Annotated in this window: 19 protein-coding genes; 5 read left to right on the plus strand and 14 right to left on the minus strand. The window is 49.3% G+C overall.

What is annotated here, in order from left to right; all coding sequences use genetic code 11:
* Positions 1–704: 704 nt before the first annotated feature.
* The 3 genes from PCH02S_RS31795 to PCH02S_RS31805 form a co-directional block, all read right to left on the minus strand.
* The gene (locus PCH02S_RS31795; RefSeq protein WP_127458120.1) at positions 705–1,688 is read right to left on the minus strand and encodes a CapA family protein; all 984 of its coding nucleotides are present in this window, start codon (positions 1,686–1,688) and stop codon (positions 705–707) included.
* Positions 1,689–1,817: 129 nt separating this feature from the next.
* A complete protein-coding gene (locus tag PCH02S_RS31800; protein WP_246069339.1) occupies positions 1,818–2,642 on the minus strand; it encodes an alkaline phosphatase family protein in 825 nt (274 codons plus the stop codon).
* Positions 2,643–2,663: 21 nt separating this feature from the next.
* Positions 2,664–4,439: a glycoside hydrolase family 35 protein gene (locus PCH02S_RS31805; RefSeq protein ID WP_407670151.1), complete on the minus strand. Its 1,776-nt coding sequence runs from the start codon at positions 4,437–4,439 to the stop codon at positions 2,664–2,666.
* A gap of 173 nt (positions 4,440–4,612) precedes the next feature.
* On the opposite strand from PCH02S_RS31805, the gene PCH02S_RS31810 reads away from it, so the two are divergent.
* Positions 4,613–5,509 (plus strand): AraC family transcriptional regulator, encoded by an 897-nt coding sequence (locus PCH02S_RS31810; protein WP_246069341.1) that lies wholly within the window; start codon positions 4,613–4,615, stop codon positions 5,507–5,509.
* Here the strand turns inward: PCH02S_RS31810 and PCH02S_RS31815 are convergent.
* The 8 genes from PCH02S_RS31815 to PCH02S_RS31850 all read right to left on the minus strand — a co-directional run bounded on the left by PCH02S_RS31815 (position 5,506) and on the right by PCH02S_RS31850 (position 16,271).
* On the minus strand, positions 5,506–6,648 hold the full coding sequence (locus PCH02S_RS31815) for a Ger(x)C family spore germination protein (RefSeq protein WP_164819817.1): 1,143 nt from the start codon (positions 6,646–6,648) through the stop codon (positions 5,506–5,508). The two genes, PCH02S_RS31810 and PCH02S_RS31815, sit on opposite strands and share 4 nt — an antisense overlap.
* The gene (locus PCH02S_RS31820; RefSeq protein WP_127458123.1) at positions 6,645–7,715 is read right to left on the minus strand and encodes a GerAB/ArcD/ProY family transporter; all 1,071 of its coding nucleotides are present in this window, start codon (positions 7,713–7,715) and stop codon (positions 6,645–6,647) included. The genes PCH02S_RS31815 and PCH02S_RS31820 overlap by 4 nt, the downstream gene beginning before the upstream one ends.
* Positions 7,712–9,139 (minus strand): spore germination protein, encoded by a 1,428-nt coding sequence (locus PCH02S_RS31825; protein ID WP_127458124.1) that lies wholly within the window; start codon positions 9,137–9,139, stop codon positions 7,712–7,714. The genes PCH02S_RS31820 and PCH02S_RS31825 overlap by 4 nt, the downstream gene beginning before the upstream one ends.
* A gap of 76 nt (positions 9,140–9,215) precedes the next feature.
* Entirely contained in the window at positions 9,216–11,504 is a 2,289-nt protein-coding gene (locus PCH02S_RS31830) for a helix-turn-helix domain-containing protein (RefSeq protein ID WP_164819818.1), read from the minus strand.
* A gap of 178 nt (positions 11,505–11,682) precedes the next feature.
* Entirely contained in the window at positions 11,683–12,561 is an 879-nt protein-coding gene (locus tag PCH02S_RS31835) for a carbohydrate ABC transporter permease (RefSeq protein WP_127458126.1), read from the minus strand.
* Positions 12,562–12,616: 55 nt separating this feature from the next.
* The gene (locus PCH02S_RS31840; protein WP_127458127.1) at positions 12,617–13,534 is read right to left on the minus strand and encodes an ABC transporter permease; all 918 of its coding nucleotides are present in this window, start codon (positions 13,532–13,534) and stop codon (positions 12,617–12,619) included.
* Positions 13,535–13,598: 64 nt separating this feature from the next.
* Positions 13,599–15,245, minus strand: a complete 1,647-nt coding sequence (locus PCH02S_RS31845; RefSeq protein ID WP_127458128.1) for a type 2 periplasmic-binding domain-containing protein — start codon at positions 15,243–15,245, stop codon at positions 13,599–13,601.
* 255 nt (positions 15,246–15,500) lie between these two features.
* Positions 15,501–16,271 (minus strand): DeoR/GlpR family DNA-binding transcription regulator, encoded by a 771-nt coding sequence (locus PCH02S_RS31850; RefSeq protein ID WP_127458129.1) that lies wholly within the window; start codon positions 16,269–16,271, stop codon positions 15,501–15,503.
* A 304-nt stretch (positions 16,272–16,575) separates the two neighbouring features.
* Here PCH02S_RS31850 and PCH02S_RS31855 point away from each other — a divergent pair, with 304 nt between their 5' ends.
* The 4 genes from PCH02S_RS31855 (at position 16,576) to PCH02S_RS31870 (ending at position 20,608) form a co-directional block, all read left to right on the plus strand.
* Entirely contained in the window at positions 16,576–17,526 is a 951-nt protein-coding gene (locus PCH02S_RS31855; protein ID WP_127458130.1) for a metallophosphoesterase family protein, read from the plus strand.
* 29 nt (positions 17,527–17,555) lie between these two features.
* Positions 17,556–18,416 carry an EamA family transporter gene (locus tag PCH02S_RS31860; RefSeq protein WP_127458131.1) on the plus strand — a complete coding sequence of 287 codons (861 nt, stop codon included), beginning with the start codon at positions 17,556–17,558 and terminating at the stop codon, positions 18,414–18,416.
* Positions 18,417–18,484: 68 nt separating this feature from the next.
* Positions 18,485–19,078: a TetR/AcrR family transcriptional regulator gene (locus PCH02S_RS31865; protein WP_307719956.1), complete on the plus strand. Its 594-nt coding sequence runs from the start codon at positions 18,485–18,487 to the stop codon at positions 19,076–19,078.
* Positions 19,079–19,147: 69 nt separating this feature from the next.
* Positions 19,148–20,608, plus strand: a complete 1,461-nt coding sequence (locus PCH02S_RS31870; protein WP_127458133.1) for an MFS transporter — start codon at positions 19,148–19,150, stop codon at positions 20,606–20,608.
* A gap of 112 nt (positions 20,609–20,720) precedes the next feature.
* Here the strand turns inward: PCH02S_RS31870 and PCH02S_RS31875 are convergent, their stop codons facing one another.
* The 3 genes from PCH02S_RS31875 to PCH02S_RS31885 all read right to left on the minus strand — a co-directional run bounded on the left by PCH02S_RS31875 (position 20,721) and on the right by PCH02S_RS31885 (position 24,861).
* Entirely contained in the window at positions 20,721–20,900 is a 180-nt protein-coding gene (locus PCH02S_RS31875; protein ID WP_127458134.1) for a hypothetical protein, read from the minus strand.
* A gap of 127 nt (positions 20,901–21,027) precedes the next feature.
* Complete coding sequence (locus PCH02S_RS31880; protein WP_127458135.1) at positions 21,028–22,713, minus strand: hypothetical protein; 1,686 nt, start codon at positions 22,711–22,713, stop codon at positions 21,028–21,030.
* Positions 22,714–22,746: 33 nt separating this feature from the next.
* Positions 22,747–24,861 (minus strand): phage tail protein, encoded by a 2,115-nt coding sequence (locus PCH02S_RS31885; protein WP_127458136.1) that lies wholly within the window; start codon positions 24,859–24,861, stop codon positions 22,747–22,749.
* Positions 24,862–24,999: the final 138 nt, after the last annotated feature.

Genomic DNA, 24,999 nt, shown 5'->3' on the forward strand with positions numbered 1-24,999 from the left:
CGAGGAGGCGGATAAGACCCTGTAGTTCCGCTCAACTGTTGAAAACAGCCGATTTGGAACAAATAGCGGCTTGTAGTTCCCTTTTGCAGGGGGGAGCTATAGCAAAAGGCAAAAGACCGGCATGCATTCAGCCTGACGGTCTATCTACGTTGTACAAAGTACAACAATATAGGCGGAATTTGACTCCGGCGCCTCTCTATATTGTACAAAGTACAATGTTTTGGGCTGAAATGTCGTTTATTTCAGCCATTTCGGGCAAGTTCGTTGTACTTAGTACAACGAACTACGAGATTGAAGGCGCGGAACCCCTCTTATATTGCATAAAGTGCAATGTAAGAGGGGTGAAGTGGTGTGCTCGGCAACGTTAGCGATGATAAACAACGATCATGACTCGGTGCGGGGGCTTTTTACTCATCCCCGCTGCGTTTAGCTTGTTTTAGTCAACGCAGACACGTGACGCATTCGGCATACGTTAGCGATGATAAACAACGATCATGACTCGGTGCGGGGGCTTCTTGCCCAACCCCCGCTGCATGAAGCTTGTTTTACGACGTTAGCGCAGACACCAGACGCATTCGGCATACGTTAGCGATGAAAAACAACGTTAACGACCCAGCACGGGGGCATGTTACCTCATCCCCGCTGCGCTAAGCTTGTTTTACTACATTAACGCAGCACCAGACGCGCTCAGTGCATTTCGACCATCAGCGCCCCCAACGCCTCTCTGGAACGACGGTGTACGTTGTCGTCTCCCCTTTTCTCCGCTCCACAAGGGTAGGGATTTGCTCAACGCCGCTGATGTCCGTTCGACCATTGTCATGCTTCGTTAGAGTGAGCGACAGAATCATGCCCCGAACCGTGTTCGTCCCCTTCGTCAATTTCGAAGATACGAAATTCCCTAAAGAAGAAGCGGCGACACGCGTTCGTTCTACGCCGTATTTATCTTTCTTCACGGACTGAGTAATCGGATGAAGCACATGCGGATGTGCACCTAAGACGACGTTCACCCCTTGCCTGAACAGGAACTCCATCCACTTTTTCTGGCTGCTATCCGGGTAGTTTCTATACTCTTTACCGAAATGAAGACAAGCTATGATAAAGTCCGCTTTATCTTTCATCCCCCGAATATCCGCCTTCATCTGATTCGCATTGAACCGATTAACCAGCCACCTCTGCGGTACCGGTATGGCATTGGTTTTCTCGGTATAGGCCACTATGCCGATACGCACACCTTTTACATCCACAATCAGCGGCCCTTGCGCTTCTTTCGCAGAACGCGCAGTTCCCGTGTGCTGAAGCTTGTGCGCATCCAGAACCTGCAAGGTTCGTTTCACCCCGCTGCGCCCGCCGTCCATGCAATGGTTGTTGGCTGTCGTCAGAACATGGAACCCAGCTTTTTTCAGTGAACCCGCGAGCCCATCCGGACAATTAAAAACAGGAAGGCCTGTTCTTGGATTTCTCCGTTCTCTGGGGCAGTTGCATTTGGGGCGGATACCGGGAGAGCCCAGCAGCCTTTTGCCGGAGAAGGTCGTCTCCAAATTGCCTATTGCCAAATCATGCGCTTTCAAAATGGGAGTTACCTCTTCGAAAATAGGGGCGAACTCATGCCCTTCCGGCCTTTTGGCCGCAGCTATAATTTCACTTTTCATCAATAAATCTCCGACAGCGGCAATCGTAACTTGGATCAACGCCCTCACTCCTCTCTTGAGCACAATATTCAAGAAAAGGAAATCACGCTTGTAAAATAGGCGGCACAACAAAAAGCAAAAAGCAAAAGACAGTCCGATGGCCATCATCGAACTGTCCCAATTCCGATCCTAATCCAGTAATCCCGCAGGCAGCTTGGCATCCCATTCTTTCGGAATCTGCAGGCCGAGCGCATGAAGCGCGACCGCCGCCGTGTCCATAATCGACAGGCCGGACAAGTTGGCCTCCGAATTGATACCAGGACCCCGGCAGCCCCAGAAAATGGTCATATCCCGCGGCGCGTCACTCCCATGATTAAAGGCATCCAAACCGCCGCCGCCGTGGTCGGTGGTGATGATCAACAGGCTGTCTTCCAGCACCCCCGCTTCCAGCAGCGCTTTGCTGATCTCGCCGATCTGCTTGTCAGCACGCGTAATGGCCTTCAAGTATTCCGTGGAATCCTCCCCATACCCATGGCGATGGCCGGCAGCATCCACATCATCCAGTTGAACGAATAGGAGCTCCACTCCTGGATTTGAACGAAGGTACGCCCCGATAGCGGGAACCAGCTCTTCATCCGGAGCGGCGTATTTATTCATGCCTTCAATGTCTTCAATTACGCCGGTAATAATGGGCTTCCATGAAACGAATGCAGCCATTGTACTGTCAGGTCTTGCTTCTCGCAATATCCGAAAAATAGAGGGCGCCATAGAATCCGCCGGATAGCTTCGATTCTTTTGAATATGGACATGAGACTCATGCCGATTCGGCACGACACCATGCAAAAGCGATCCCCAGCATTCCCCGCTGTTGGAAGGATAAACGGTGCGAGCCAGGTGTGTTTGCACGCCTCCCGCAAGCAAAATATCCAAATAAGGGGTCTGCGCTTCACGGATGAATGTTCCTGCACCATCAATACCTAAAATAATGACTCTTTTGATAGCCATGGATGCCATAGTTCGCTCATGCCTCCCGTTTTACCCTAAATCAGGTGTATCCGTCAGTGCAACTACCGGTTCTTCTGTATGATGAAGTTCGAAGACGATGATTTCATTGCTGCCCTTCCGCAGTAACGGCGCCGGTACATATAACGTACGCTGCGGTCCTTTTTCCCAGTAACGGCCAAGATTAAAACCGTTGATCCATACAACGCCTTTAGACCATCCGTCCAAACGGATGAAGGTGTCTCCGGCATCTTCAACGTGAAATTCCCCGCGATAGAAAGTCGGGCGCTCCTGTTCCTGCGTTTCATCCTGCTCTACATTTTTCACTGAACGCACGAACGGAATGGCATCTACTTTGTCCAGTGGTAGTGGATAAATCGTCCAATCAAACAAGAATTGATTGTTGAAACGAACGCCTTCCGTAATCCCTTTGTAGTCCTTCAGTTTCGGTCCGTAGTTAACGCGGCCCATGTTCTCAACCACGATGTCCAGTCTCGCGCCTCCTGCAGGAATGTCCAGTGGGAGAGGACGCGGATCCCAACGTTCAATTGTACCTTGGTAGACGCCGTCCAAGAAAATCTGCGCGCGGTCGTGCACCTCTTGCAGGTGCAGCTTTTCACCGGTTCGCGGACCGGATACCTGTGTCGAATAAACGATGAAGCCATAGCTTTGGCCAAACATCTCCATCGGCTCCGGACACGTACGTTGAACAGGCGTGGAAAGCTGGGCCAACTGCCCAAGCAGATCCGCTTTTTCTGTTAAGGCTACACGGCCGTAGCTTTTCTTCGGGATAGGTGCTGGGAATGCAGGGAACTCTTTCTCATCCTTCTTGAGGTAGCTTGCAATAACGCTGCGGACGGCGCGAAATTTCTCCGTTTCATCCCCGCACTCAGAAAGAGGTGAATCGTAGTCATAGCTCGTAATCGTTGCTTCGTATTTCTCAGCAAAGTTCGCACCGTTGTAAAATCCAAAATTCGTTCCGCCGTGAAACATGTAGAAATTCACAGAAGCCCCTGCGCGCAGCATGCGATCGAAGACATCCGCGACATCACCTGCATCTCGCGTGTGGTGCGGCTTCAGCCAGTGGTCGAACCAGCCGTTCCAATACTCCATGCACATAAGCGGCTCATCCGCACGGTATTCACGGAACTTCTCGAACGCTTCCTCCGGTCTGGAGCCAAAGTTAACCGTCGCAAGCGTACTGGGAATTGTTCCTCCTTGGAGCATGCCGTCTTCCGGACCATCCGATGTAAACAACAAAACATCTATGCCGCGCTTCGTCAGACCCTCACGCAAATACGTAAGGTATGCCGTGTCGTTGCCGTAGCTGCCGTATTCATTTTCGATTTGCATCGCAATGATAGGTCCGCCATTTGTGCTTTGTAACCGGGTTAACCTAGGAATTAACTCATCATAATAGCGATCTACTTTCATCAAATACGTAGCATCCATGCAGCGAAGCTTCATATACGTGTATTGCAGCAGCCACGCCGGCAACCCGCCGAACTCCCACTCCGCACAGATGTAAGGGCTTGGCCGAACGATCACATGAAGTCCGAGTTCGCCTGCGAGTGCGATGAATCGCTCAATGTCCGCAATGCCTTCAAAGTTATAGACACTTTCCTGCGGCTCATGCAAATTCCAGGGTACATAAGTCTCTACAGTGTTAAAGCCGCACGCTTTAAGCTTCAGGAGCCGATCTTCCCAATATTCAGGAACTACACGGAAATAATGGATGGCTCCGGACAAAATTTGAAAGGGTTCCCCATCTAATAAAAATTGTTTATCTCTGGCTTGTAAAATGGCCACAATGATCCCTCCGGATGATGAGTACTGTCGGATAATTCTATAAGTTTACCTACTCTCATCTTCGCTGAAAGGATCGTGAATCTCCATCGCCAAATGGATCATTTTCTATACCAAATGTGCCAAATGGCATGGTATGATGGAACAACTACGAGGACAAACGGGAGGAACGGCGGATGGAACAACAGTTGGAGGATTTGTATCGATTCCCTAATATTATTAATACGCTTCAGGTGACCGGATGCCATTTTGGCTTGAAGCCTCCAGGGTGGCACTACCCCAGACACCATCACCATTTGTTCGAGCTGCTGTACTGCGTGGAAGGTGAAGTCGCTCATGAAATTAACCGTGATAGGGTGACGATGCAAGCGGGAGACTGGCTGCTGATCAAGTCAGGCGTCAGGCATCAATCCTCCAACACCACCCAGGCGGATTACGGTTTCTTTAATGTACATTTCGATCTCGATGATCCCGAGATTCGCAGTCTGCTCTCCCAGGCGCCTTATCGGCATATCCGGCACAAAGAAGCGGAACGAAGCAAGCTCCGTTTCTACGTTGGCGAGCTGGAGGGTGTGATGCAGCGCAATCACACGGCTGCCGAGACCTCGTCTTTGCGTTTCGAGGATAAGCTGCTCCTGCAGTCGTATACGCTGCTCATCATACACGATGTGCTCCAGCTGTTTCGTGAACACGGCTCCTCTCGCGGGCAAGGAAACGCCGCCGAGAAAGATCCTTCGCTTTTCACAGCGGATATCGCGCACATGATTGAAGAGAAGCTCGCGCTCGGTTTATGCGAAGAGGCGACAGTAGCGGGGGTCGCCAAGGAAATGAACCTAAGCCGAAGCCAATGCAGCAAGCTGTTCTCCAAGGTGTACGGACTATCCCCTCGCCAGTATGTCAGTCAGCAGAAGCTGAAGCTGGCCAAGGAACTGCTCGTCACAACCCATCTGCCGATGACGGACATTGCGGAGAAGCTGGGATTCCACTCGGCCAGCCACTTCTCCCGTCAATTCCGGCGCTGGACCGGCCAGTCGCCAAGTGAATTCAAGCCGAGGCATCATTCGACGAACTAGTTAATAATGCCATGAGAAACAATATCCATACTAACCGAAACCTTAAAATCCACTTCAGGGTATGTTTGATCCCAATTGATCGTTTTCCACTCCTTCGGATGGAAAGCAATCAAATCCCTTCCGATGCCCAGTGCATCAGAATGCGCTTTCTGAAGCTGCTTACAAATGACTTCCGCTTCCTGCGTGAGCATCTCAGAGAACCGTTTGTTCAGCTGCTCAATAAGCTTCTTGTCAATGCGGTTATATTTGGCGTGTTCGATGATAATCCCTTTCAGCTTCAGCTGCAATTGAACTTGAACATGTCCGGATGAACTAACCGAAACCTTTTTACTGCTGCTCGACTTGATAATGTTTAGCGATATGTACTGAGACAGATCGTTTTTGCCCTTCGCCTCTTCTATTCTGCGCGTCATAATACAGATTTCACCCTTCTTGCCGTTCATTAAAAGGAACAGGGAAGATTGTTCAGGGGTGAGAGAATATCCCGTATACTTACTCTTACTAAGAAGCCCTACGCCTTCGATGACGGCCTTATCTTTGTCCGTCTCACTGTCTGTGCCGTTCTCCCTTCTCAGAATCGGAATAACGCCGTCCTTCCCCCGATCATGAAGAAGAGGGTAAATCGAATGTACAGTGACGAACGGAATGACCGTTTCGTATTGCGCGCTTTTAATAATTTTGCGCAAATACTCTCCGGATGTCGCGGACCCGATGCGGTTCAATCGAATCAAATCCGCTGCTTCGCCATGGACGATCGCCACTTTGGCCAGCATAGGATCGTTTGAGTTGCGAAATGTGGCGTCCAGGAGGTTCAGAATATCCGATTTCGCCAGCTTATCGCAGATGAGCATAACTTGATTTTTGGAAGTACCAATGGGCCCTGCAATTTGCAGGCCGATCTTTTTGTACAAGGACTCCTGCAGTGTAGGTCCAGTTGCCGTCAACACCTCATGAATGGGAACGGTTCTTTCCTTTCCTCCGGGAGATTGAATGGTGACGGTCGTCACGATTTCATTTTTCTCGTTCGTATCCAGAGAGGTTGCATAAATAAGCTGCAAATTTTTTAAATCAGAATGATAACTGCACCCGGAAACCAACAACAAAACAACGATCAGCCAAAGTAGCGCCAGTCGATTCACAGCTGCTGTCCCCCTTTTTTGCCTTTTAACCAAACAAACAAGAAAAGCAGAACGGGAAGTCCGATCGCGATGAAGCTCTCGAATTCCGTCACCTTCTGTAAGAAGGCAAGCCTTTTTTCCGAACGCCACGCGAAACCGACCAAACAGACTAAGGGAACTAAATAATACATAGCTTTTCTGTGTTCATTGTTATGAAACCAATAACCGAACCCTTTGCCTGCGGCATACATGTAGCTAATGAGCGATGCTGTCACTTTGACCAACCAGACGGAAAGGAAAATCAAATCCATCCGTTCCAGAAAAGGCAGGGAAATCCCGTTCAAAAAGTAAGGAACAGGCTGCGGGATGAAGGGAATCGACTCGGGGCTGAAATTCAGAAAGCACAACAGAACGACAACCAAAAAGAACAAGGTCGCCATCGTGTTTGCCCACAGTACTGGAGCCAATATGCTCTTGTCTTTGGATTGCACATCAGAGGATACGATCAGGAACAACTCGAAACCGAGGAAGGTGATCACGGAACTTTTCACTCCCGCTATAATGGCTGTCCAGCCCTTCTGTCCGATAGGCAGCAGATAGCGATAATCCATCGTGTAAAAGCTGGTCAGCATCATCGCTACCATTAGGATGAGCAGAAAGGTAACCATTGTGTGATAACGCGCAATGATGGTCAATCGTTCTTTCGCAAAATAGATCAATATGATAAAGTTGGCTGCAATGACGAGCCATGGATTCGTAAACGGCAATATCCAGAGCTCGACAAACATCATTTCCATCAGCAAAACCAAACAGGATAGAAACAGAAAATGGAAGGTGTAAAAGGCGTTGACCACATTCCCCAGCCATTTGCCTAGAACAAGCGGCATAAACTCATAGAAGTTTTTCTTTGGAAATCGTTGGCACAGAGCGGCATAAATAATAAGAAGTACATTGACACATACCCCTGCCAATATGACGGAAATCCAGCCGTCTTCACCCGCAGCTTGATGCAAGACGTAGGGGAAAGACAACACGCCGATGCCTACCTGAGTTTGCAGGATGAAAGCAAATAATTGCATTCTGCTCATGACACCCTCCTATCCGAAGCTTTCCTGCGAAAGATCCGCTTAGGAAGCTGAACAAGCGTAGTCAAGATCCTGCGTGGCTGGAATGGTGTAAATGGGTAAAAGTAAGGGACCCCGTACGTTTCAAGCTTGCTTAGATGCATAAACAACAGCGAAAAGCTGAAGGCGATCCCGGCAAATCCAAGCAGCAAAGAAGCAATCATGATCGGGAAGCTGACCAACCGAACCGCGAGGCGCATTTCATGAGATGGCAGACTGAAAGAAGCAACGGCGGTCAATGAAATAACGACGATCATCGTCGTAGACACTAATCCGGCGTTGACCACCTCACTGCCGATAACCAGACCTCCAACAATGGACAAGGTCGACGCAATAGACTTCGGGAGCCGGATTGCCGCTTCTCGCAGCAGTTCGAGCACGGTAATCATAAACAGTGCTTCTATGAGAGGATTGAAAGGTATATTTTCTAAGGAAGCCTTCAAGGAAAAAAGCAAATCAATCGGCAGCACTTCGAAATGGTTCGAGACGATGGAAATATAAACGGAAGGAAGCGCCAGCCCGATCATCACGCTAATAAACCGGAGAAAGCGAAAAAAAGTCCCGTTCCACCACCGGACATTGAAATCGTCTGCAATTTGAAAAAACATAAAAAACGTGACCGGAAGAACGACCGCAAACGAACTGCCATCGACCAGCAAGATGACTCTTCCCTCCATCAGATGGGAAACGGTGGTGTCGGGTCTTTCGGTATACAGTAATTGTGGAAATGGCGACCACCAACTGCTCTCCAAACGATTCAAAATTTGTCCGGGTGATTTAATAAATACATCCTCATTCGTCAAAAGTCTGGCAATTACTTCGTTAACCACATGGAGATCTGCAAGCTCGCTCATATATAACAGCTTGACGCCTGTCGGGCTTTGCGCGCCTAAGGTGAAGTCTCGTTCAACCAGATTGGGATTTTTGAGCCGTTTGTGAATCATCTGCATGTTAACGTCTGCGTCATCGATAAAACCGTCATGAGAACCGCGAATGACTTGCTCATTCTGGGATTCCGTGATGCTGCGCTCCATGTTGGCGGCAACATCGGCAAGAATAATGTCCGCGCGTTGATCGAGCAGAATCGCGCATTTCCCCTGCAGCATCCCCGCAGCCGCCATCTCCAAATCGGTGGCGATTTCGATATCAAGGATGGGAAGAATATCCTCCAAGAGCCCCTCCTTGGATTCGAGTAAAGGCCTCAAAACATCCGACTGCAGCTTATCCCGGTTCGTAGCGGCATTAAGATAAAGAATCGCACCTTGAACGCCCTGCAGGCGAAATTCCCTGGTGCGAATATCGTCGGAGGAGTGAAAGCATTCGAAAAGCTTACGCATATTCGTCTTAATCTCTGTAGAGATTTGGAATGAATTTTGTGGCAATTCCATGCTTCTCCCTCCCGCCTGTTCACCATGCGGTTAGTATTTGCCAATTTCTTCATCTTATCCAATAGAAACAAGACGATCATAGCTGATCGCCTTTTCTGAACTGCCCTGGTGTGATCCCCTCGTAACGTTTAAACACACGAATAAAGGTGTTGCTGTTCGAGAACCCGACTTTTTGCGTAATATCCGTAATCGTGTCATCGGTGTCCATCATTAATTTTTTAGCTAATTGGACGCGCTGCTTATTGACGTAATCAATGAAGGTTTCACCCGACTGCTCCTTAATGAAGCGTGACAAATAGGGGGCATTCACTTCGAATTTCAACGACAGCGAGGTTAGACTGAGATCCATATCCGCCAAATGCTCGTCGATATAGCTGAGCACATGATCCTTCAGATTCGTATTGTGGCTTTTCTTTTTGGAGTCCACGTAATCGCAGACAGTTTTCAAAAATTTATAAATTTCATCTTCAATTTCCGCGAATGACTCGCACTGGGTCAATTGTTTAATTAACGCATGCTTCTCCACGGCCAGCTCGTTCGGCCCCTGATCCAGATGCTCAATCGCTTTCAGTATCGTACCGATCAGCTCAAACATAAGAAGCTTGCCCAGCTGCAGAGACAGCGTGCCGTCGGACACATTCGTGACGATCAGCTCGCTGACCGCCTCCATAGCCTCCTCGTACTGCCCCGTGCGGATATGATTGATGAGCTGACGCTCCATATCGAGCGGATAATACAGCTCATTCTTCGGCCTTTTAATCCGGTCAAACGGAATGATTTGGCTCGGGCCAATGACGAATTTGTACTCCAGCGCCTCCAACGCCTCATCGAACCCGTGCGGAATTCCGGCCAGCGTCGGATGAATGTCACTGATGCCAATCGTCAGCTGAATGTAAAATTTCCCCTGAATCACTTCCTGCGCCACTTGTGCAGCATCGATTAACTCTTGCTTCGCCTGCGCCTCATCCTCATGTTGGATATTAACGAGGAAGGCGATCATGCCGTCCACTTCGGTCGTAAACACCGTATGCTTGCGGCCAAGCAGTTCCTCCGTGATGTTCGTCACAATGTAGTACACATATTGCAGCTTGGATTCGCTATCCCGCGAGCCGTTGTCATTGAACAAAGCGGAGTAATCGCCGATATGAAAAAGCAAAACCGCAAAACGGTTCGTCTCAAACCGCAGGTCAAACGATGCCATCGATTGCGCGAGGGCTGAGCCGCTCTCAACTCGGCCTTTGAGGAGGCGTGCCAGAAAATGGCTGCGCAGCACGTCTTGCTGCTTCCGGATGGTCGTATTCGCCGTATCCTGAAAGGCCGCATTTTCCGACATGAAAGATTGCAGCAGCAGGAACTCGTCTTTGCTGTCCTGCATGTTCGATTTAACCTTGGGGGATACCAAATCCACCATGCGGCGAATCGGCATATAATGCCTGCTCGTCAACCAAATGGACATCGGCCCGCCGACGAAAATACACAGGAATAAGCCTGCATAAATCCAGCTGCGCAATTGGCTGACTTTCGCCGCGTATATTTTTGTAGGCACGATCGAGACATATTTCCATTCATTTTCGACGGAGGAAACGTAGGAAACCGTCACCTCTTCCTTGTCCCATTTCTGGCTAAACGAACCTTCTGCTGAGGACGAAATCTGCGCCAAATCAAGATCGGAAACATGCCCCGGCTCGCCTGCAATCATCATCGGCTTGTTGCCCGAGTCCAGAATCAGCACAATACCGGCCTGGGCCAGCTGAATGTTGGAGATGGCTGCTTTCAGACGCTCCGCATTGAGCATAACCACTAGCGTCGCCGGTGCTTCATCGGCATTCTGAATAGGCAGAGACTGCATATACACCATGTCATCTTCGGCTAATTGCAGAAAATTACCGAAATAGATCTTCTCCATGCTGTCGCTCCACTTTTTAAAGGTTATCCCTTTATTAGGCTCGTGAAGCAATTGGAACAGCAGATCGTCTTGATTCATTGTCGAGGTGGTGACACCGAAATGCTGCTTTTTCATATACACATATAAATCGTTGATATCCCCGTTCGATGCCGCGTAGGAACGAAGAGATGTGATAAGGTCGAGCGTGTCGATTTTCACTTGCGAGCTGTTGAATTCCGTCTGATTTACATATTTAATCACTTTCGGGTCCAAAGAGAGCTGCAGACCCATCCGTTTAATATCCTTAAATTGATTATCCAGAGATTGCTTCACCTGATTGAGCAGTGCTTTATTGGAGCGGATGACCTCCGAGTTCAACAAATGCTGCGATTGAAAAAGTACCAACATCGTGATGACAATGGGGATACAAAGTATGGTTAAGTTCGAATAAAGCCAAAAAAGAAATACGCTCCGCTTCATGAAAGAAGCCCCTCCCCTACTCATGCTGTATGCGCATTATCCCATCTTCTTTCCCCAATGTACATCTACGATTCTTGCAGCATCATCATTTTTTATTGATTTCCTGGCCATTCAGCCGAAAACCCAAATAACCCGCCCTCTTTTCGAACATCCAAAAAGAGAACAGGTTCTGGTTTAATTATTCTTTAATCGCTCCGACCATAACACCTTTTACGAAATATTTTTGTAAAAATGGATAAGCAATAAGGATCGGTAACGTCGCAACCATGATCGTTGCATATTTAATGCTTTCCCCAATCGCTTGCGTGTCGTTCGCATTTCCCGTTCCAGTGGTCATCGAATCTGTGCTGTTCTGGACGAGAATTTCGCGCAGAATCAGCTGCAGCGGGAATTTCTCCCGATCATGAAGGAATAGCATCGCGTTAAACCAGGAATTCCAGTGCGCAACACCGTAGTAGAGCACCATGACGGCAATAACCGGCATCGACAAAGGCACCACGATCTGGAACAAAATGCGCCACTCGCCTGCACCGTCAATCTTGGCCGACTCCATCAACCCTTCCGGAATGGCTTCGAACGATGTCCGCATAATAATTAAATTCCACGTGGATATGGCTACCGGCACGATCAGCGCCAGATAGCTGTTGCCCATGTGCAAGTAATTGTTGATCAGCAGGTAAGTCGGAATCAAGCCTCCGCTGAAATACATCGTGAACACAATGCTGATCATGAGGAATTTACGCAAAGCAAACTTTCTGGACAGTGCATAAGCGCCGAGTGTTGTAAAAAACAGATTAACCGCTGTACCTAGAATCAAAATTAAAAGTGTATTTCCATACCCGGTCAAAATGTTCGGATTCGCAATCACCTTTTCAAAGGCGCTTAAGTTAAAACCTAACGGTTTAAGAAGCAGCCCCGTATGCTGAATGAGCAAGTTCGAGTCGCTGATAGAGGCCATGAACACGTAGTAGAACGGGTACACGGTACAAATAATTAACAAGATCATAAGAATCGCATTACCGATATCGAATAGACGCTCAGATGCGCTTAATTTCATCGTTCGTTTCCTCCTGAGAGCTTTTCGTAAGAAAAGCCGGCGTCGTCAGATTAGGCTACCACAACCGGCTGCCCGAGAATCGGCGGGATATGCTGTTAGCGCTAATAAGCAAGGCAAAGTTAATCATCGATTGGAACAGACCTACAGCCGTCGTATAGCTGTAATCATTTCCTTGGGCAAGCCCTTCTCTGTACACAAAAGATGAGATCACATCCGCCGTTTCATACGTATTCGGATTATAAAGCAGGACAATCTTCTCAAAGCCGACCTCCATCAAGCCGCCGATCCGAAGAATGAGCAGGATCATGATCGTCGGGATGAGTCCCGGCAGCGTTACGCTCCAGATTTGGCGGAATCTTCCCGCCCCGTCAACACGAACAGCTTCGTACAGCTCGGGGTTAATGCCGCTAAGCGCAGCCAAATAAATAATGGACGACCAGCCCAGCTCTTGCCAAATCGATGTGGATACGAAGATGGTACGGAAGTTTTCCGCATTATTCATGAGCGCTGAATCCTGACCGCCAAAGAACATAATGATCGAATTCACAATGCCACCGCGGTTTGTAAAATCAATAATTAATCCAGAAATAACGACAATGGAGATAAAATGCGGCAAATAGGAAATCGTCTGCACGATGGATTTGAACATCTTCTGGCGAATTTCATTGAGCAAAATCGCGAGAATAATCGGTGCCGGGAAGCCGAAAATCAGATTATAGAAGCTGATTAAGAACGTATTGCGCAGCACGCGTACAAAATAATAGCTTTGAAAGAAATCTTTGAAATGGGCAAAACCGACCCAATCACTGCCCCAGATCCCTTTCGCCGGGCTAAAATCCTTGAAAGCGATCACCGCTCCGTACATCGGGAAATATTTAAAAATGAAGAAGTACAGCGCAACCGGCAATACCATCAGGTAGATTGCGCGATTTTTTCTAATGTCGTCGAGTAGACCCCGAATGGAATTCGCCATGTTCTCACTTCCTTACGGATGTATTAAAAAGAGGAGGCTGAGCTCCCCGTACTCCAGCCTTCTATTAACGTTTGTTATAACGATCCGTCGCCGCTTGGTAAATCTCAACCGCACGGTCAATGTTCATCTTTTTCACTTGCTCCATCGTTTTATCGTAGTCTTCTACTTTCACAGTGCCCATCACGACTTTCGTGATTTGTTCCGTCAGCAGTGTGCTGACATCATTCAGAATCTTCGCAGACTCTTTGGCTTCATCGGTCGAGAGAACAACTGGCGGAAGCATGACTTTATACGCGTTGTTCGCATATTTGGCATACAGCTTCACGGCGTCTTTCTGAGCTTGCAATTGGTAGTACTGATCGTTGTAACGGTCATCATCCAAACCGGAGAAGCCGTAGTTGGCGATAAAATATTTGGCCATCGCTTGGGAAATCGGCAGGTTGTCCGGGTTTTTCAGGATCAAGTCCGTGTACTTCGGCTGACCGTCGGCTTTGGTATACGTTTGGCCTTCTATGCCGAAGTTTTTGAGCATTGCTCCTTCGTCGCTGTACAGATAGTCGATGGCTTTGACCGTTTCTGCCGCATGCTTATTGGAGCTTGTAATAACCGTTCCGATATTGTCATATTCCCATGACGCCTGCACGAACTTCGGCTCGTCGCCTTTTTTCAGAACCGGATACTGCACAGCCGCCAGCTTCGCTTTCGGATCTGTTTTCTGAAGCGCCGGTGTGTATGTACCGATGCTGCCGCCGATGAAGCCGTAGAACGCGCCTGCCTTGCCGGAGGTAATTTTGGCATCCATCGTTTTCGTATCATTCGAAGCGAAGTCCGGATCGATCAGACCTTCTTTGTACCATTTTTGCATCGTCGTCAAATATTGCTTAAACTCCGGCTGGGTAGGGCCGAATTTCACTTTGCCGCCATCAATGTAGAAAGAGCTTGCGTTGGCGATCGTCGACATGCCCGCAACTCCATAGGCGCCTGCAAAGTCAGCGAAGGAAAGCGGATAGCTTTTGTTCAGCGTGAAAGGAATTACGCCTTTCTTCTCTTTGAAAGCTCTCAGCACCGTTTCCCACTCATCAACGGTTTCCGGCGCTTGCAAACCAAGCTCTTCGAGCCAATCCTGACGAATAACCATACCGCTAAACGTCTTGTATTGGCCGTATTGGCCGACCTTCAAGTGAGGCAGCGCGTAAATATCGCCGTTGTCCGCTTTAATTTGCTTGGCAATCTGCGGATTGGCATCCAGGATTTTTTTCAAATTCGGTGCATTTTTCTCAATTAAATCATTGAGTTTAATGATCGTGCCGTCTTTGAACATTTTGGCGGTTCCACCCTGCACGCTATTCCAGTTCCAAAGCATCGAATCCGGCAAGTTATTAGAAGCAACCATTACGCCGTACTGCTGAACGTCATCCTGCGGCGTGTTTCCGGAGGAATGCTGGAAGTCAAACAACACATTCGTCTTTTTCGCCCATTCCTGAACCATAGGAAGCTCGTTCAAGCTTTTGACAACCGCTTTCGCGTTGGGATTCATCGGTGTCCATAAGGTCACTTTCACAGGATCTTTGGAAACGGATGCCGATGTAGCCGGCGATGCGCTTCCGTTTGCTTCTTTGGTTGTCCCTGAATTGCCGCAAGCTGCTACTAAGGATAGTACGAGCGCGGAGGCAAGTACAGGAAGTACTTTGAATGCTTTATTTCTTTTCATAGAAACACTCCCCTGGAAGTTTATTGATGATTTGGCGCTAATGCCATATGCGGATTAGCCTGTGAATGAAGCATACATGGTGAAGGTAGAAGCCGTATATCGCTTATTTTTCAATCATATTGTTTTCTTAAGAAAGGTCGTCGCCTCTTTTTGTAGCATCTTCATTTTATGAGAATTCCCTGAAAAACAAAGGAAAAATCGCTACCTCCCCGCTATATGCAAGCGGTTCAGTAGCGATTATGGGATGACTCGGGGTTACTCGCCGATCAACACTTCAATGCCCAGCGCTTCGATGGTGTCAATCCAGTCTTTCGGACAGCCCGAGTCCGTGATCAGCATCGAGATTTCATCCAGCTTGGCCACTCGCGCGAATGTCGACATACCGAATTTGGAATGGTCGGCCACCAGAATCGCCTCTTCCGCCCGCTGCATCATTTTTCGGGAAATGACCGCTTCGGCCAAATGAAAGTCGGTAATCCCGTCGGCAAGGGAAATACCGCCAACCGAGATGAACGCTTTGTTCACCTTAAATTGATCCAGCATCTGATCCGTAAGGGAACCTGTGGCCGCTTTGAGTTCCAGACTGACTTCCCCGCCCAAGAAAATAATTCGGCCGCCGAAAGTCTCCATTGCCAGATTAAGGACTGGGACAGAGTGCGTGATCAAGGTAACATTCGTATGATCCTTCAAGTAAGGCAAGATCTCGAGCGTTGTCGTGCTGTTATCGAGCATGATCGTTTCCCCGTCCTGCACGATGGATGCAGCCGCCTTGCCAATCGCCGTTTTCTCTTTCTTCATCATTTGCGTCCGTCTCAGAAAAGGCGGCTCGACAAGCTCCATGCGCATTTTAACTGCGCCGCCGTACACTTTGCGAAGTTTGCCTTCCTTCTCCAAGCGATCCAAGTCCCTCCGGACCGTTTCGGTCGAAACGCTGAGGAGCTCAGACAAATGAAGAACCTGGACTTTTCCTTCCATCTCCAAATGATTCAGGATCTTCATCCTGCGATCCTCGAATGTTAATGACATAAATAACCTCCTGCCTATGACCGATGATAGCAGCATCGTGATGTTTCATGTTGTTTTCATCTAGTGTATAAGTAGGAGGTTAGCCTGTCAACGCGACGCCAGAAGACGATTGATCATCTCACCTCTCTTTTATGATCCAGCCCGGAACCATTATTTATAAGATGAAATGAAAAGTAAATGATTTGTAAATTTCTCATTGACAGTTCCAGAGCGTCGGATATACAATTGTCAACAAACAACAACATTTTAATAAAAAACCACATGAAAACAACACTCTCACAAAAAAAACTGGAGGGCTACACTTATGCAGCATCAACTTCTCTTTCGTGAAGATCAAACCTTTACGATTACTCAATTTACAGATTTACATTGGATAGACGGCGGCACCCTCGATCAGAAGACGCGGAAGCTGATGGAAGATGTGCTGGATGCAGAGAAGCCTGATCTGGTTGTATTTACAGGCGATGTTATCTACACCGGATACGTGAATCCCGGCAACCCTGGATGCGAACAGCCGCTGGAAGCATTTCGGGAAGCCGTCCACGCCGCAGAAACGCGCGGCATCCCCTGGGCGGTTGTATTCGGCAACCACGATACGGAAACGATCATTACGCGTGAAGACCTCATGCAAGCCGTGTTGAAACAACCGCATACCGTGACACAGCGCGGTCCGCGCGATATTCACGGCACAGGCAACTACGCGTTATCCATTCAAGGTGCTGATGGAGCAGCCGCTGCGGCCTTGTATTTTTTTGACTCGGGCAACCAATCCCCCGTGCCGCATATCCAAGGATACGATTGGATTCGCAGCAGCCAAATCGGTTGGTATGTAGAAAACTCGAGAAAGCTTCAAGCAGAAAATGCTGAACAAACCTTGCCTGCACTGGCTTTCTTCCACATCCCGCTCCCGGAATATAAGCAAGTCTGGGACACAGAAATCTGTTATGGCAGCAAGCATGAACCTGTGTGCTGCGCACCGGTTAACTCCGGCCTTTTCTCAGCTATGGTGGAAAGAGGCGATGTCATCGGCACCTTCTGCGGCCACGACCATATCAACGACTACCGTGGCAAGCTGCATGGCATTGAGCTTTGCTACGGTCGTGCCACCGGGTATAACACGTACGGCAAAGAAGGCTTTCCCCGCGGCGCGCGGATGATCCGGCTCCGCCAAGGAGAACGTAATTTCGAAACCTGGCTGCGTTTAGCCGATGGCACAGTTGTAAGCGAGCAAGCTGAGCATGCGCCAGGCGAATAATTTTACCGATTTTGTTTGGAGATGATGGCTTGGTTATCGTATCAATCTTACTTGTCATAGCTTCCGGCTTAACCCATGCCATTTGGAGCTTATTTACGAAAAGCAGCAATAATAAAAGCGTCTTCCTCTGGTCGATCATTATGGTGACCACCGTGGTTTTGCTTCCTTTTTTGATCAGAGAATTATGGCTTCATCCTTTATCCTTATCTTCTTACGGGCTTCTGCTCTTGTCAGCGGCTTTTCAGAGCGTCTATGCGCTGCTCTTGGCACGCACCTACAATATGGGCGATTTGTCTCAAATATATCCGATTATGCGGGGTACCAGCACCTTACTCATTCCTATTGTCGGCGTTTTGTTCCTTAGAGAATCCTTATCCATCTACGGCTGGCTTGGGCTGCTCTTTATGGTCACTGGCTTCCTTGCACTAAGCGGCATTTTCACTGGCAAACGAAAAGGCATGACCTCGAGCGGGTCCATCAAACCATTTTTGATGGCCCTTTGCGTAGGTTTATGCACGACCTGCTACGTCTTCGTCGATAAGCTGAATTTACAGCATGTTTCGGCCATTTCCTTGCTCGAAGTGACGAATATCGGGTTCGTTGCTGCGCTGACGCCGATCGTCATCGCTTCCAAGCAGCTGCGGCTTGAGTGGAAGCTGAACACCCGCATTATTTTGCTCGGAGCCATCCTGAATCCGGGGTCTTATTTGTTGTTTTTATTCGCCATGAAATATGCGCCTGTCGCCCATATCTCACCGATTCGGGAGATTGGCACCGTTTTTGCCACCATCTTGGGCATTGTCGTCCTCAAAGAAAAGCAAGGCAAGAAGCGGATCGCCTGCTCTATTCTCATCACGCTCGGTATTCTGCTCATTGGATTCTTTGGTTGACTTTCTCATCGACGTCCTTTAAGATAAATGTCAGTGAGTACTGACATTGTTTCGGAAGAGGGATGGCCATGAACAGCACCAGCAGCAAGATTGGCAGCAGCGATCGACTGCTTTTATCCGCACTTAATTTGATTGCCGAAAAGGGCTACAACGGGGTAACCACACTAGAGATTGCCACCGCGGCAGGCCTCAGCGAGAAGACGTTATTCCGCCATTTCGGCAGTAAGCAGAAGCTGCTTGAGGCGGCTTATGACCGCTATCATTATGCGGAGGAAATGAAGAAGCTGTTCGCCGAAAAGCTGGTATGGGAGCTCGAAACCGACTTGCTGCTCATTACAAAAACCTATCACGAGATCATGAACCGCAATCGGAAAATGATTCAGATCTCGCTCAAAGAAGACGGACAGCTGCCGGGATTCCGCGAGCGTACCCAGAAGCATCCACAGCAACTGCTGGAATTTCTAACCGAATATTTCACCACTATGGCGGATCAAGGCAAAATCATCCCCGATAACCCGGAGCTTCACGCCTTCTCCTTCATGATGATGCAATTCGGCGCGTTCATGAATGATCTCGACAGCCGTACGAATTACTCCCGTATCAGGTTAGAACCATTTGTGCATGAGAGTGTAAAAGTGTTTACTAGGGCATTGCAGCCCTAGTTTTTTTATCCCCTATATGTCAGTCAGTACTGACAGTCATCCCAAACGAAAAAGGACGTGATCTTCCTGATGATTAGCTCAGCCCCAACAACAGCAACAACAAAAACAGCAACAACTGTTCCTGCAGCCGGCACGCAGCCAAACAGCAACAAATTAATGCGTGTTCTCATGTTCACTTTAACGATTTCCATGATGACCGGCATCATGTTCAATATTGCCCTGCCAAAAATCAGCGAGCAATTCTCGCTCAGCCTCTCCCAAGTAAGCTGGCTGTCCTCCGCTTATATTCTCATCTACGCGATCGGCGCTGTTACTTACGGCAAGCTGGCTGACCGCTACACGCTGAAAAGCATCGTCACCTTCGGGCTTCTCCTGTTTGCGACCGGCTCACTGATCGGGCTGGCCTCGCAAACCTTCGCGATGGCGCTCATCGGCCGCTGCCTGCAGGCCGCAGGAGCCGCCGTCATTCCCGCCATTGCGATGATCATCCCGCTGCGGTATTTCGCTCCCGAGCGTCGGGGCGCCGCGCTCGGCATGACAGCCGTTGGGCTCGCCTTCGGCAACGCGCTGGGCCCTGTCGTGGCGGCTTTGATCATCAGCACCGTCCATTGGCGGTGGCTGTTCGCGGTGCCGCTGCTGGTTCTGGCGGTACTCCCTTTGTACCGCCGCTATTTGCGCGAGGAGCAGCCGGGGAGCGGCGGCTCTTTTGATTGGCTTGGCGGGATCCTGCTCGCCGCGGCCATTGCTTTGCTTTTGATGAGCGTATCCAAAGGATTATGGCTTGCTCTTGGCGCGTTGCTCGCTTTGGCCTTCTTCCTTGTTCGTATCAACAAGGCGGCTGAGCCTTTTATTGCTCCGAAGCTATTTAGGAATGCCAAGTACACACTCGGGCTTACGATTTCCTTCCTTGTGAACGGCACCTGCTGCTCCCTTTACGTGCTTAGCCCACTGCTGTTCGCCAACGTTCACAAGCTGCCTTCCATTTGGATCGGCTTCATGATGATCCCGGCCGCCGCTGCGGCCGCTATATTCGGGCGCAAAGGCGGGAAACTTGCAGATGCCAAAGGCAACTCCTTCGTCGCTTATCTGGCCGCCGGCTTATTGGTGGGCTGCTTCCTGCTGCTCTCCACTTTCACAGGCAGCTCTCCGCTGCTCATTGCCGGTTTCCTGATTCTCGGCAACGTGGGGCAGTCCTTCCTGGTCATCGCCGTTTCCAACTCCGTGTCCAGAACGTTGCAGGCAGATCAGGTTGGCGTCGGCATGGGCATGCTCGCCATGATCAACTTCATTGCGCAAGGCATTGCAATTGGCGTCTACAGCAAAGCCGTTGATCTGGGCAGTGTTTCGAGCTGGAATCCGCTGTACCGTTATTCCTTCGGCTTTGTTTTTAGCAATATTAGTCTCGTGCTTGCAGGCCTATCGTTTGTGATTTGGGTTGTATTTTACATTGTGTTTGGTAGGGCACGTGAAGGGGATAAAACAAGGCAAGCGGCTGGTGCTTCAAGTACTCCGAGGTCTGTTTCTGCTTAGATTGACCAAGGTATCTCGGCTGATGGAGGTTCTGCAGTTATTCTGCTAACAGCCACTTTGCAGCACGGATTAGCGGTAGATTTTCCATCTATTGCTTCAATGAATTGGAACCTCAGTTCCTTTGGTTGCTGAAGATGTGCTGAGCCTTTTTTAAAATAGCTATTTCCTCCCGAAGATCTGCATTTTCCCGTTCTATTTTTTTGAGTTCTTGCTCCATTTCTTGCTCCAGTTGACGGACCATATCCGGGTTTGCCAAGATCTCTTTGTCAAACTTCAGTCGTTTATCTCCCATTTCCGTGCACCTCTCTTTCTTGTTAAGACCATTATAGATCTTTTTAACATCTTGTCCATTTTTAGTTCTAGTTGCCGTTGCTCAAAAAAAACAAGGACCTCCCATAAGAGGTCCCTGTCTTATCTCATTACTCCGTGCCGCTCCCAGCCGAAGCCGCTTCCCGCATCGCGGACAGTGCCTGGTCCAACGAGTCACTCCCCGCCGAAGCGGAAACCGCGGTCGCCATCTCAGCGCTGTACGCCCACCAGCGCACGCGCACATTCGACGGCTCGGAGGTTTGCTGCACCTTCACACCGATCCGGAAGGTACCCTTCTGCGGATAGGCGATCGTGCCGATCTTCACTTCCGGCGCGTCCGGCTCAAATTCCGTGCCTTTGAACACATCGGACGCTCCGCCATACACGCGCTCCCCGCTGGACAGGATGTCGGAGAAAGCATCCTCACTGCTCTCTTCCAAGCTCGTGATGATCAGAACGTTGCCCTCACCAAGTCCGTGCGCAATCTCGCCGGAGAAAAAGCTTTTCGTCGCTTTCCCGAACGGCGACACCGCAATCTTCGTGAACGGCTCCACCGGAATGTCCACGACACCGCTCACGATGCCGGCAATGCCGCTTCCGCCACCAGCCGGAATCCCCAAATCAAACGAAAGCTCGCTAATCGCTTTATTGAAATTGACTTTAAACTCCGGCGGCTGCCCCGGCGCCAATGTTTTCACTTTGGACTTCGTCACAAACTGGCCGGATGCTTCATCGCGGTATTCGCTCGTTCTGGCAAGTCGGTACATCACCGATGAGTTGTACACATACTCGTTAAACGGCACTTGCTCAACACTTTCAATGACATAAGTCGGCCCCACTTGAATGAGGCAGATTTTGGCCAAATAAATGCAAGGCTCCGAAGGTGCCTCCAAGGAGGCTTCCAACGATTGTTTCACAAAATCCGTCATCAATCGTTCACGAACGGCATCGCCGATAATTTGAATTTCACCGACGGATTGCGCCTGCAGCTCAAGCTGCTTGTCGTCCAGCTTAAATACAGCCGTGCTCGTCTGCACACCGACTGTCGCCTTCACGCCTACCGTACTGTCCGCCCGCAGAAGCACGCTCATTTCGTACTCGCTCTCTTGCACATCCTGCGGCTCTTCGAACAAGATTGAATTGCCGTCAATCGCTTCAACACGATCAGCTGCCAGCTCGTATTGGAAAGAAATCCGCCCAACGCGCAGCGTCTTCTCAAAACGCAGCTTCATCTCAAACAACTGACCCGGATTCACATAGCGAGGTGTCGTTTGAAGCACACGCACATGCGCGTCCTGGTAGAGTACAATCGTTTGGTCCGTCAAATTCGCCAAAGGCAGCTTTGAAGGTTCAGGCGCATCCTCACGAATAAATAGCCGGTAGCTCTCCAGCACGCGGTTATAATCATTGATTTCATCCGAACGAACGGAAGAATTGGCTACGGCGTGAACGGGCTCTTTTTCCTTTTCATCATAAGCAATGCAGAGGTATACGTTCTTCGCGTATTCGTTGTTGCTGAACCCATCCATCATCGAAAGCTTCAATGTCATGGGGGAAGGGACGACAATTTCCCGGCCAAGCGCATCGATGGCGGCTCCCATTTCAACCGAAACCGACTTCTCATCCACAGCGACGACTTGCAGGCCTGTTAGCACACCAGACCCATGCAGGAGACGATTCATCATTCTGCGCTTGTCATTGAAATACTTTTGCTCGGACTCAAAATCCCTGACCGTCAGCAGCTTTCCATAGAAATACCGATTGCGCTCAAACGGGTAATAGCGTGTTTTTTTCATAAGTATCCCCTCACCTTCCAAGGCTCATTTCGTTTATTCGATTTCGGAATCCAGTTCCAACCTGGTATGTATATCCATGCGTTTATCGCGATCCACATCGATCAGCACCGTATTGTAAGGCATCGAGGAACGCTGGTCGAGCGTTAATAACGTAGGCTCAGATAAGTAAGTGTTAATTCCCAGATACGTATGCATATCCGCGTACATCCACGGTTGCAGCAAGATCAGTTTGCCTTCGGTATAGGCAGGCTTTTGATCTTCGATGATTTGTTCGATCGTGAGCCGCTGTGCGTCGGTACGCACCACTTCGGGCTTCAGCATAATGCAGAAGCAGTAAGGATTATCCCCGTATAATTGGGCAAAAAGCTGCCGCAGCTCCGAAGTCTCCTGCATCTGCTTGAATTGAAAATATTCCAGCAAAAAGGGTTCCGTGCCTGTATAAATCTTCAGCATATTTATCAAACCCTCGCGAGTCCCGCGCAATTTATACAGCTCAGGCGCCTGCTTCATCAATTCCCTCAGCTTCTTCTCGCCCCATGCTTCATGATCGGTGATCGCCAGCCATCGGCCCAGCCATTCGAGATAAGTGCCCGTTACCGCATCCGGATCAAAATGAGCGGAAATATGGTCGATTTTATCCTCCATATCATCAAAAAACGTGCTGAACATCGCCAGAAAACGTTCCAGAAAAGGGCTGTGCTCCTCATCCTGCTGATAAATCGGCGGCAGATAGTCAATCAACGACGTTCTTGGGTAGTAAACGCGCAGCTTCCGAATGTACGGCGACTTTTGCTCGCTGCCGATCAATTCCATTTTGAACCAGAGATAACGGCCCCTCGCATTCAGCAGCGCATCTTTCGGATTGAGAATCGGCTCTGACCACAAATCGCGGGTAGCTGCGAGTTTTTCGCGCACTCCAATATCTGGATCCGTCAGGTAGCTTGTATAATTTACGTAGTCGCCATCTACCAACCCTTCACTTTCATCTGAGGCAAAATAGGAAAAGCGAACCTGCGTCTCCTCCGGAATGTCGGCTTCCAGTCGTATTTTGTGCCACTGTGTTTCGGTTTCCGTCGTATCCAGATCTCCCGATAAATAAACCGCCTCCGGCAGTTGAGTCCCCTCAAGCAGCATCGTCCGGGCCCGAAGATCAAGCAAGCTAATCTGACCGCTGATCCGGTCAAACACATACAGCCGATTTCGGCTGTCGTGCATCAACGTATCAACTCGACCGCGGAAGTTTGTAACTTTATCGAAGAACTCACCGTTTCCGCGATATTTGAGAATAAACCGCTCGGTAACTCCCTCTAGTTGTGCGTATCCGCTGTCTCCTATATAGAGATTATGATTCGTATCAATGGAAATGCCAGAAAAGCGCCCTTCCTGCTCCAGTTTAAAATGCAGCGGCTCCCGGCCATCCTCATGGAATACCGTAACGGTTCTGAGGTGCGCATCCAATAAAGCCAAAGTGCCGTCTGCCGCAGCAGTGAAATACCGTCCCTTCAAGGCAGTAAGTTCAACCGCCTCTTCCATGCGGTGCATGTCATGCTCATATACGCGCACAACCTCGCCGGCCGAGCTCCACTGAAGGATGCCAATCCTGCCGCCCTTAGGAACTTCCGGACTTCCATTCATACCAACCGCAATATCCAATGGAACTGTCGTATAAAATGTATGTTTCGTCGCTAATTTGGAATTGACTGAGAGTGGAAACAGCTCCAGCCCCTGCCACGCATCAACCGCCCACATGGTCTGACCATTGGAGAGGGAATATACAGCAATCCTTCTTTCCGTTGCTTGCTCACTGTCTGCAATGACCAGAAGATCCGCCATGGAAGCCAGCTTCGCCTTATGGCTGAACAGCCCATGCCCGTGCCGGAATAATGACTCAAGATGGCGGCTTTGATCATCGTAGATCCACACATTCGCGGCCTCATCCAGCAGAATCAGCTTCCTTCCAGCGCCAACCGTCATTTCATGAATCGGGTGTATGCCTTCCAACTCGTCTGTGCGAACGATGCGATGAATGCTGTACTTCTCTGTTTGCCGTATCGAAAAGCCCTTCTCCTGCATGTCGATGTTGGCTTCATAGCCCTGCTCCCAATCGAGCGGTTTGTTTAATGAAAAAAACGTTTGACCATCCTGCATCGTCCGTCACCTCTTTTCTGTCGTATGCTGTACCCATTACTATCTCAACCCTGCACTACCTCAAGCCTCCGCACACGGTGTGAAAGGGAACTAGGGTACGCTATTCCCCTCATTCTGGACCCGTCCCGCCAATAAAGG

Source organism: Paenibacillus chondroitinus NBRC 15376 (assembly GCF_004000765.1).
Taxonomy (GTDB): domain Bacteria; phylum Bacillota; class Bacilli; order Paenibacillales; family NBRC-103111; genus Paenibacillus_E; species Paenibacillus_E chondroitinus.

What these genes read in the sequence shown, in the direction of transcription:
- PCH02S_RS31800 (WP_246069339.1), bottom strand. Translation starts at nt 2,642, where the DNA reads ATGGCATCCATGGCTATCAAAAGAGTCATTATTTTAGGTATTGATGGT.
- PCH02S_RS31810 (WP_246069341.1), top strand. Translation starts at nt 4,613, where the DNA reads ATGGAACAACAGTTGGAGGATTTGTATCGATTCCCTAATATTATTAAT.
- PCH02S_RS31820 (WP_127458123.1), bottom strand. Translation starts at nt 7,715, where the DNA reads ATGAGCAGAATGCAATTATTTGCTTTCATCCTGCAAACTCAGGTAGGC.
- PCH02S_RS31825 (WP_127458124.1), bottom strand. Translation starts at nt 9,139, where the DNA reads ATGGAATTGCCACAAAATTCATTCCAAATCTCTACAGAGATTAAGACG.
- PCH02S_RS31830 (WP_164819818.1), bottom strand. Translation starts at nt 11,504, where the DNA reads ATGAAGCGGAGCGTATTTCTTTTTTGGCTTTATTCGAACTTAACCATA.
- PCH02S_RS31835 (WP_127458126.1), bottom strand. Translation starts at nt 12,561, where the DNA reads ATGAAATTAAGCGCATCTGAGCGTCTATTCGATATCGGTAATGCGATT.
- PCH02S_RS31840 (WP_127458127.1), bottom strand. Translation starts at nt 13,534, where the DNA reads ATGGCGAATTCCATTCGGGGTCTACTCGACGACATTAGAAAAAATCGC.
- PCH02S_RS31845 (WP_127458128.1), bottom strand. Translation starts at nt 15,245, where the DNA reads ATGAAAAGAAATAAAGCATTCAAAGTACTTCCTGTACTTGCCTCCGCG.
- PCH02S_RS31850 (WP_127458129.1), bottom strand. Translation starts at nt 16,271, where the DNA reads ATGTCATTAACATTCGAGGATCGCAGGATGAAGATCCTGAATCATTTG.
- PCH02S_RS31855 (WP_127458130.1), top strand. Translation starts at nt 16,576, where the DNA reads ATGCAGCATCAACTTCTCTTTCGTGAAGATCAAACCTTTACGATTACT.
- PCH02S_RS31865 (WP_307719956.1), top strand. Translation starts at nt 18,485, where the DNA reads ATGAACAGCACCAGCAGCAAGATTGGCAGCAGCGATCGACTGCTTTTA.
- PCH02S_RS31870 (WP_127458133.1), top strand. Translation starts at nt 19,148, where the DNA reads ATGATTAGCTCAGCCCCAACAACAGCAACAACAAAAACAGCAACAACT.
- PCH02S_RS31875 (WP_127458134.1), bottom strand. Translation starts at nt 20,900, where the DNA reads ATGGGAGATAAACGACTGAAGTTTGACAAAGAGATCTTGGCAAACCCG.
- PCH02S_RS31880 (WP_127458135.1), bottom strand. Translation starts at nt 22,713, where the DNA reads ATGAAAAAAACACGCTATTACCCGTTTGAGCGCAATCGGTATTTCTAT.
- PCH02S_RS31885 (WP_127458136.1), bottom strand. Translation starts at nt 24,861, where the DNA reads ATGCAGGATGGTCAAACGTTTTTTTCATTAAACAAACCGCTCGATTGG.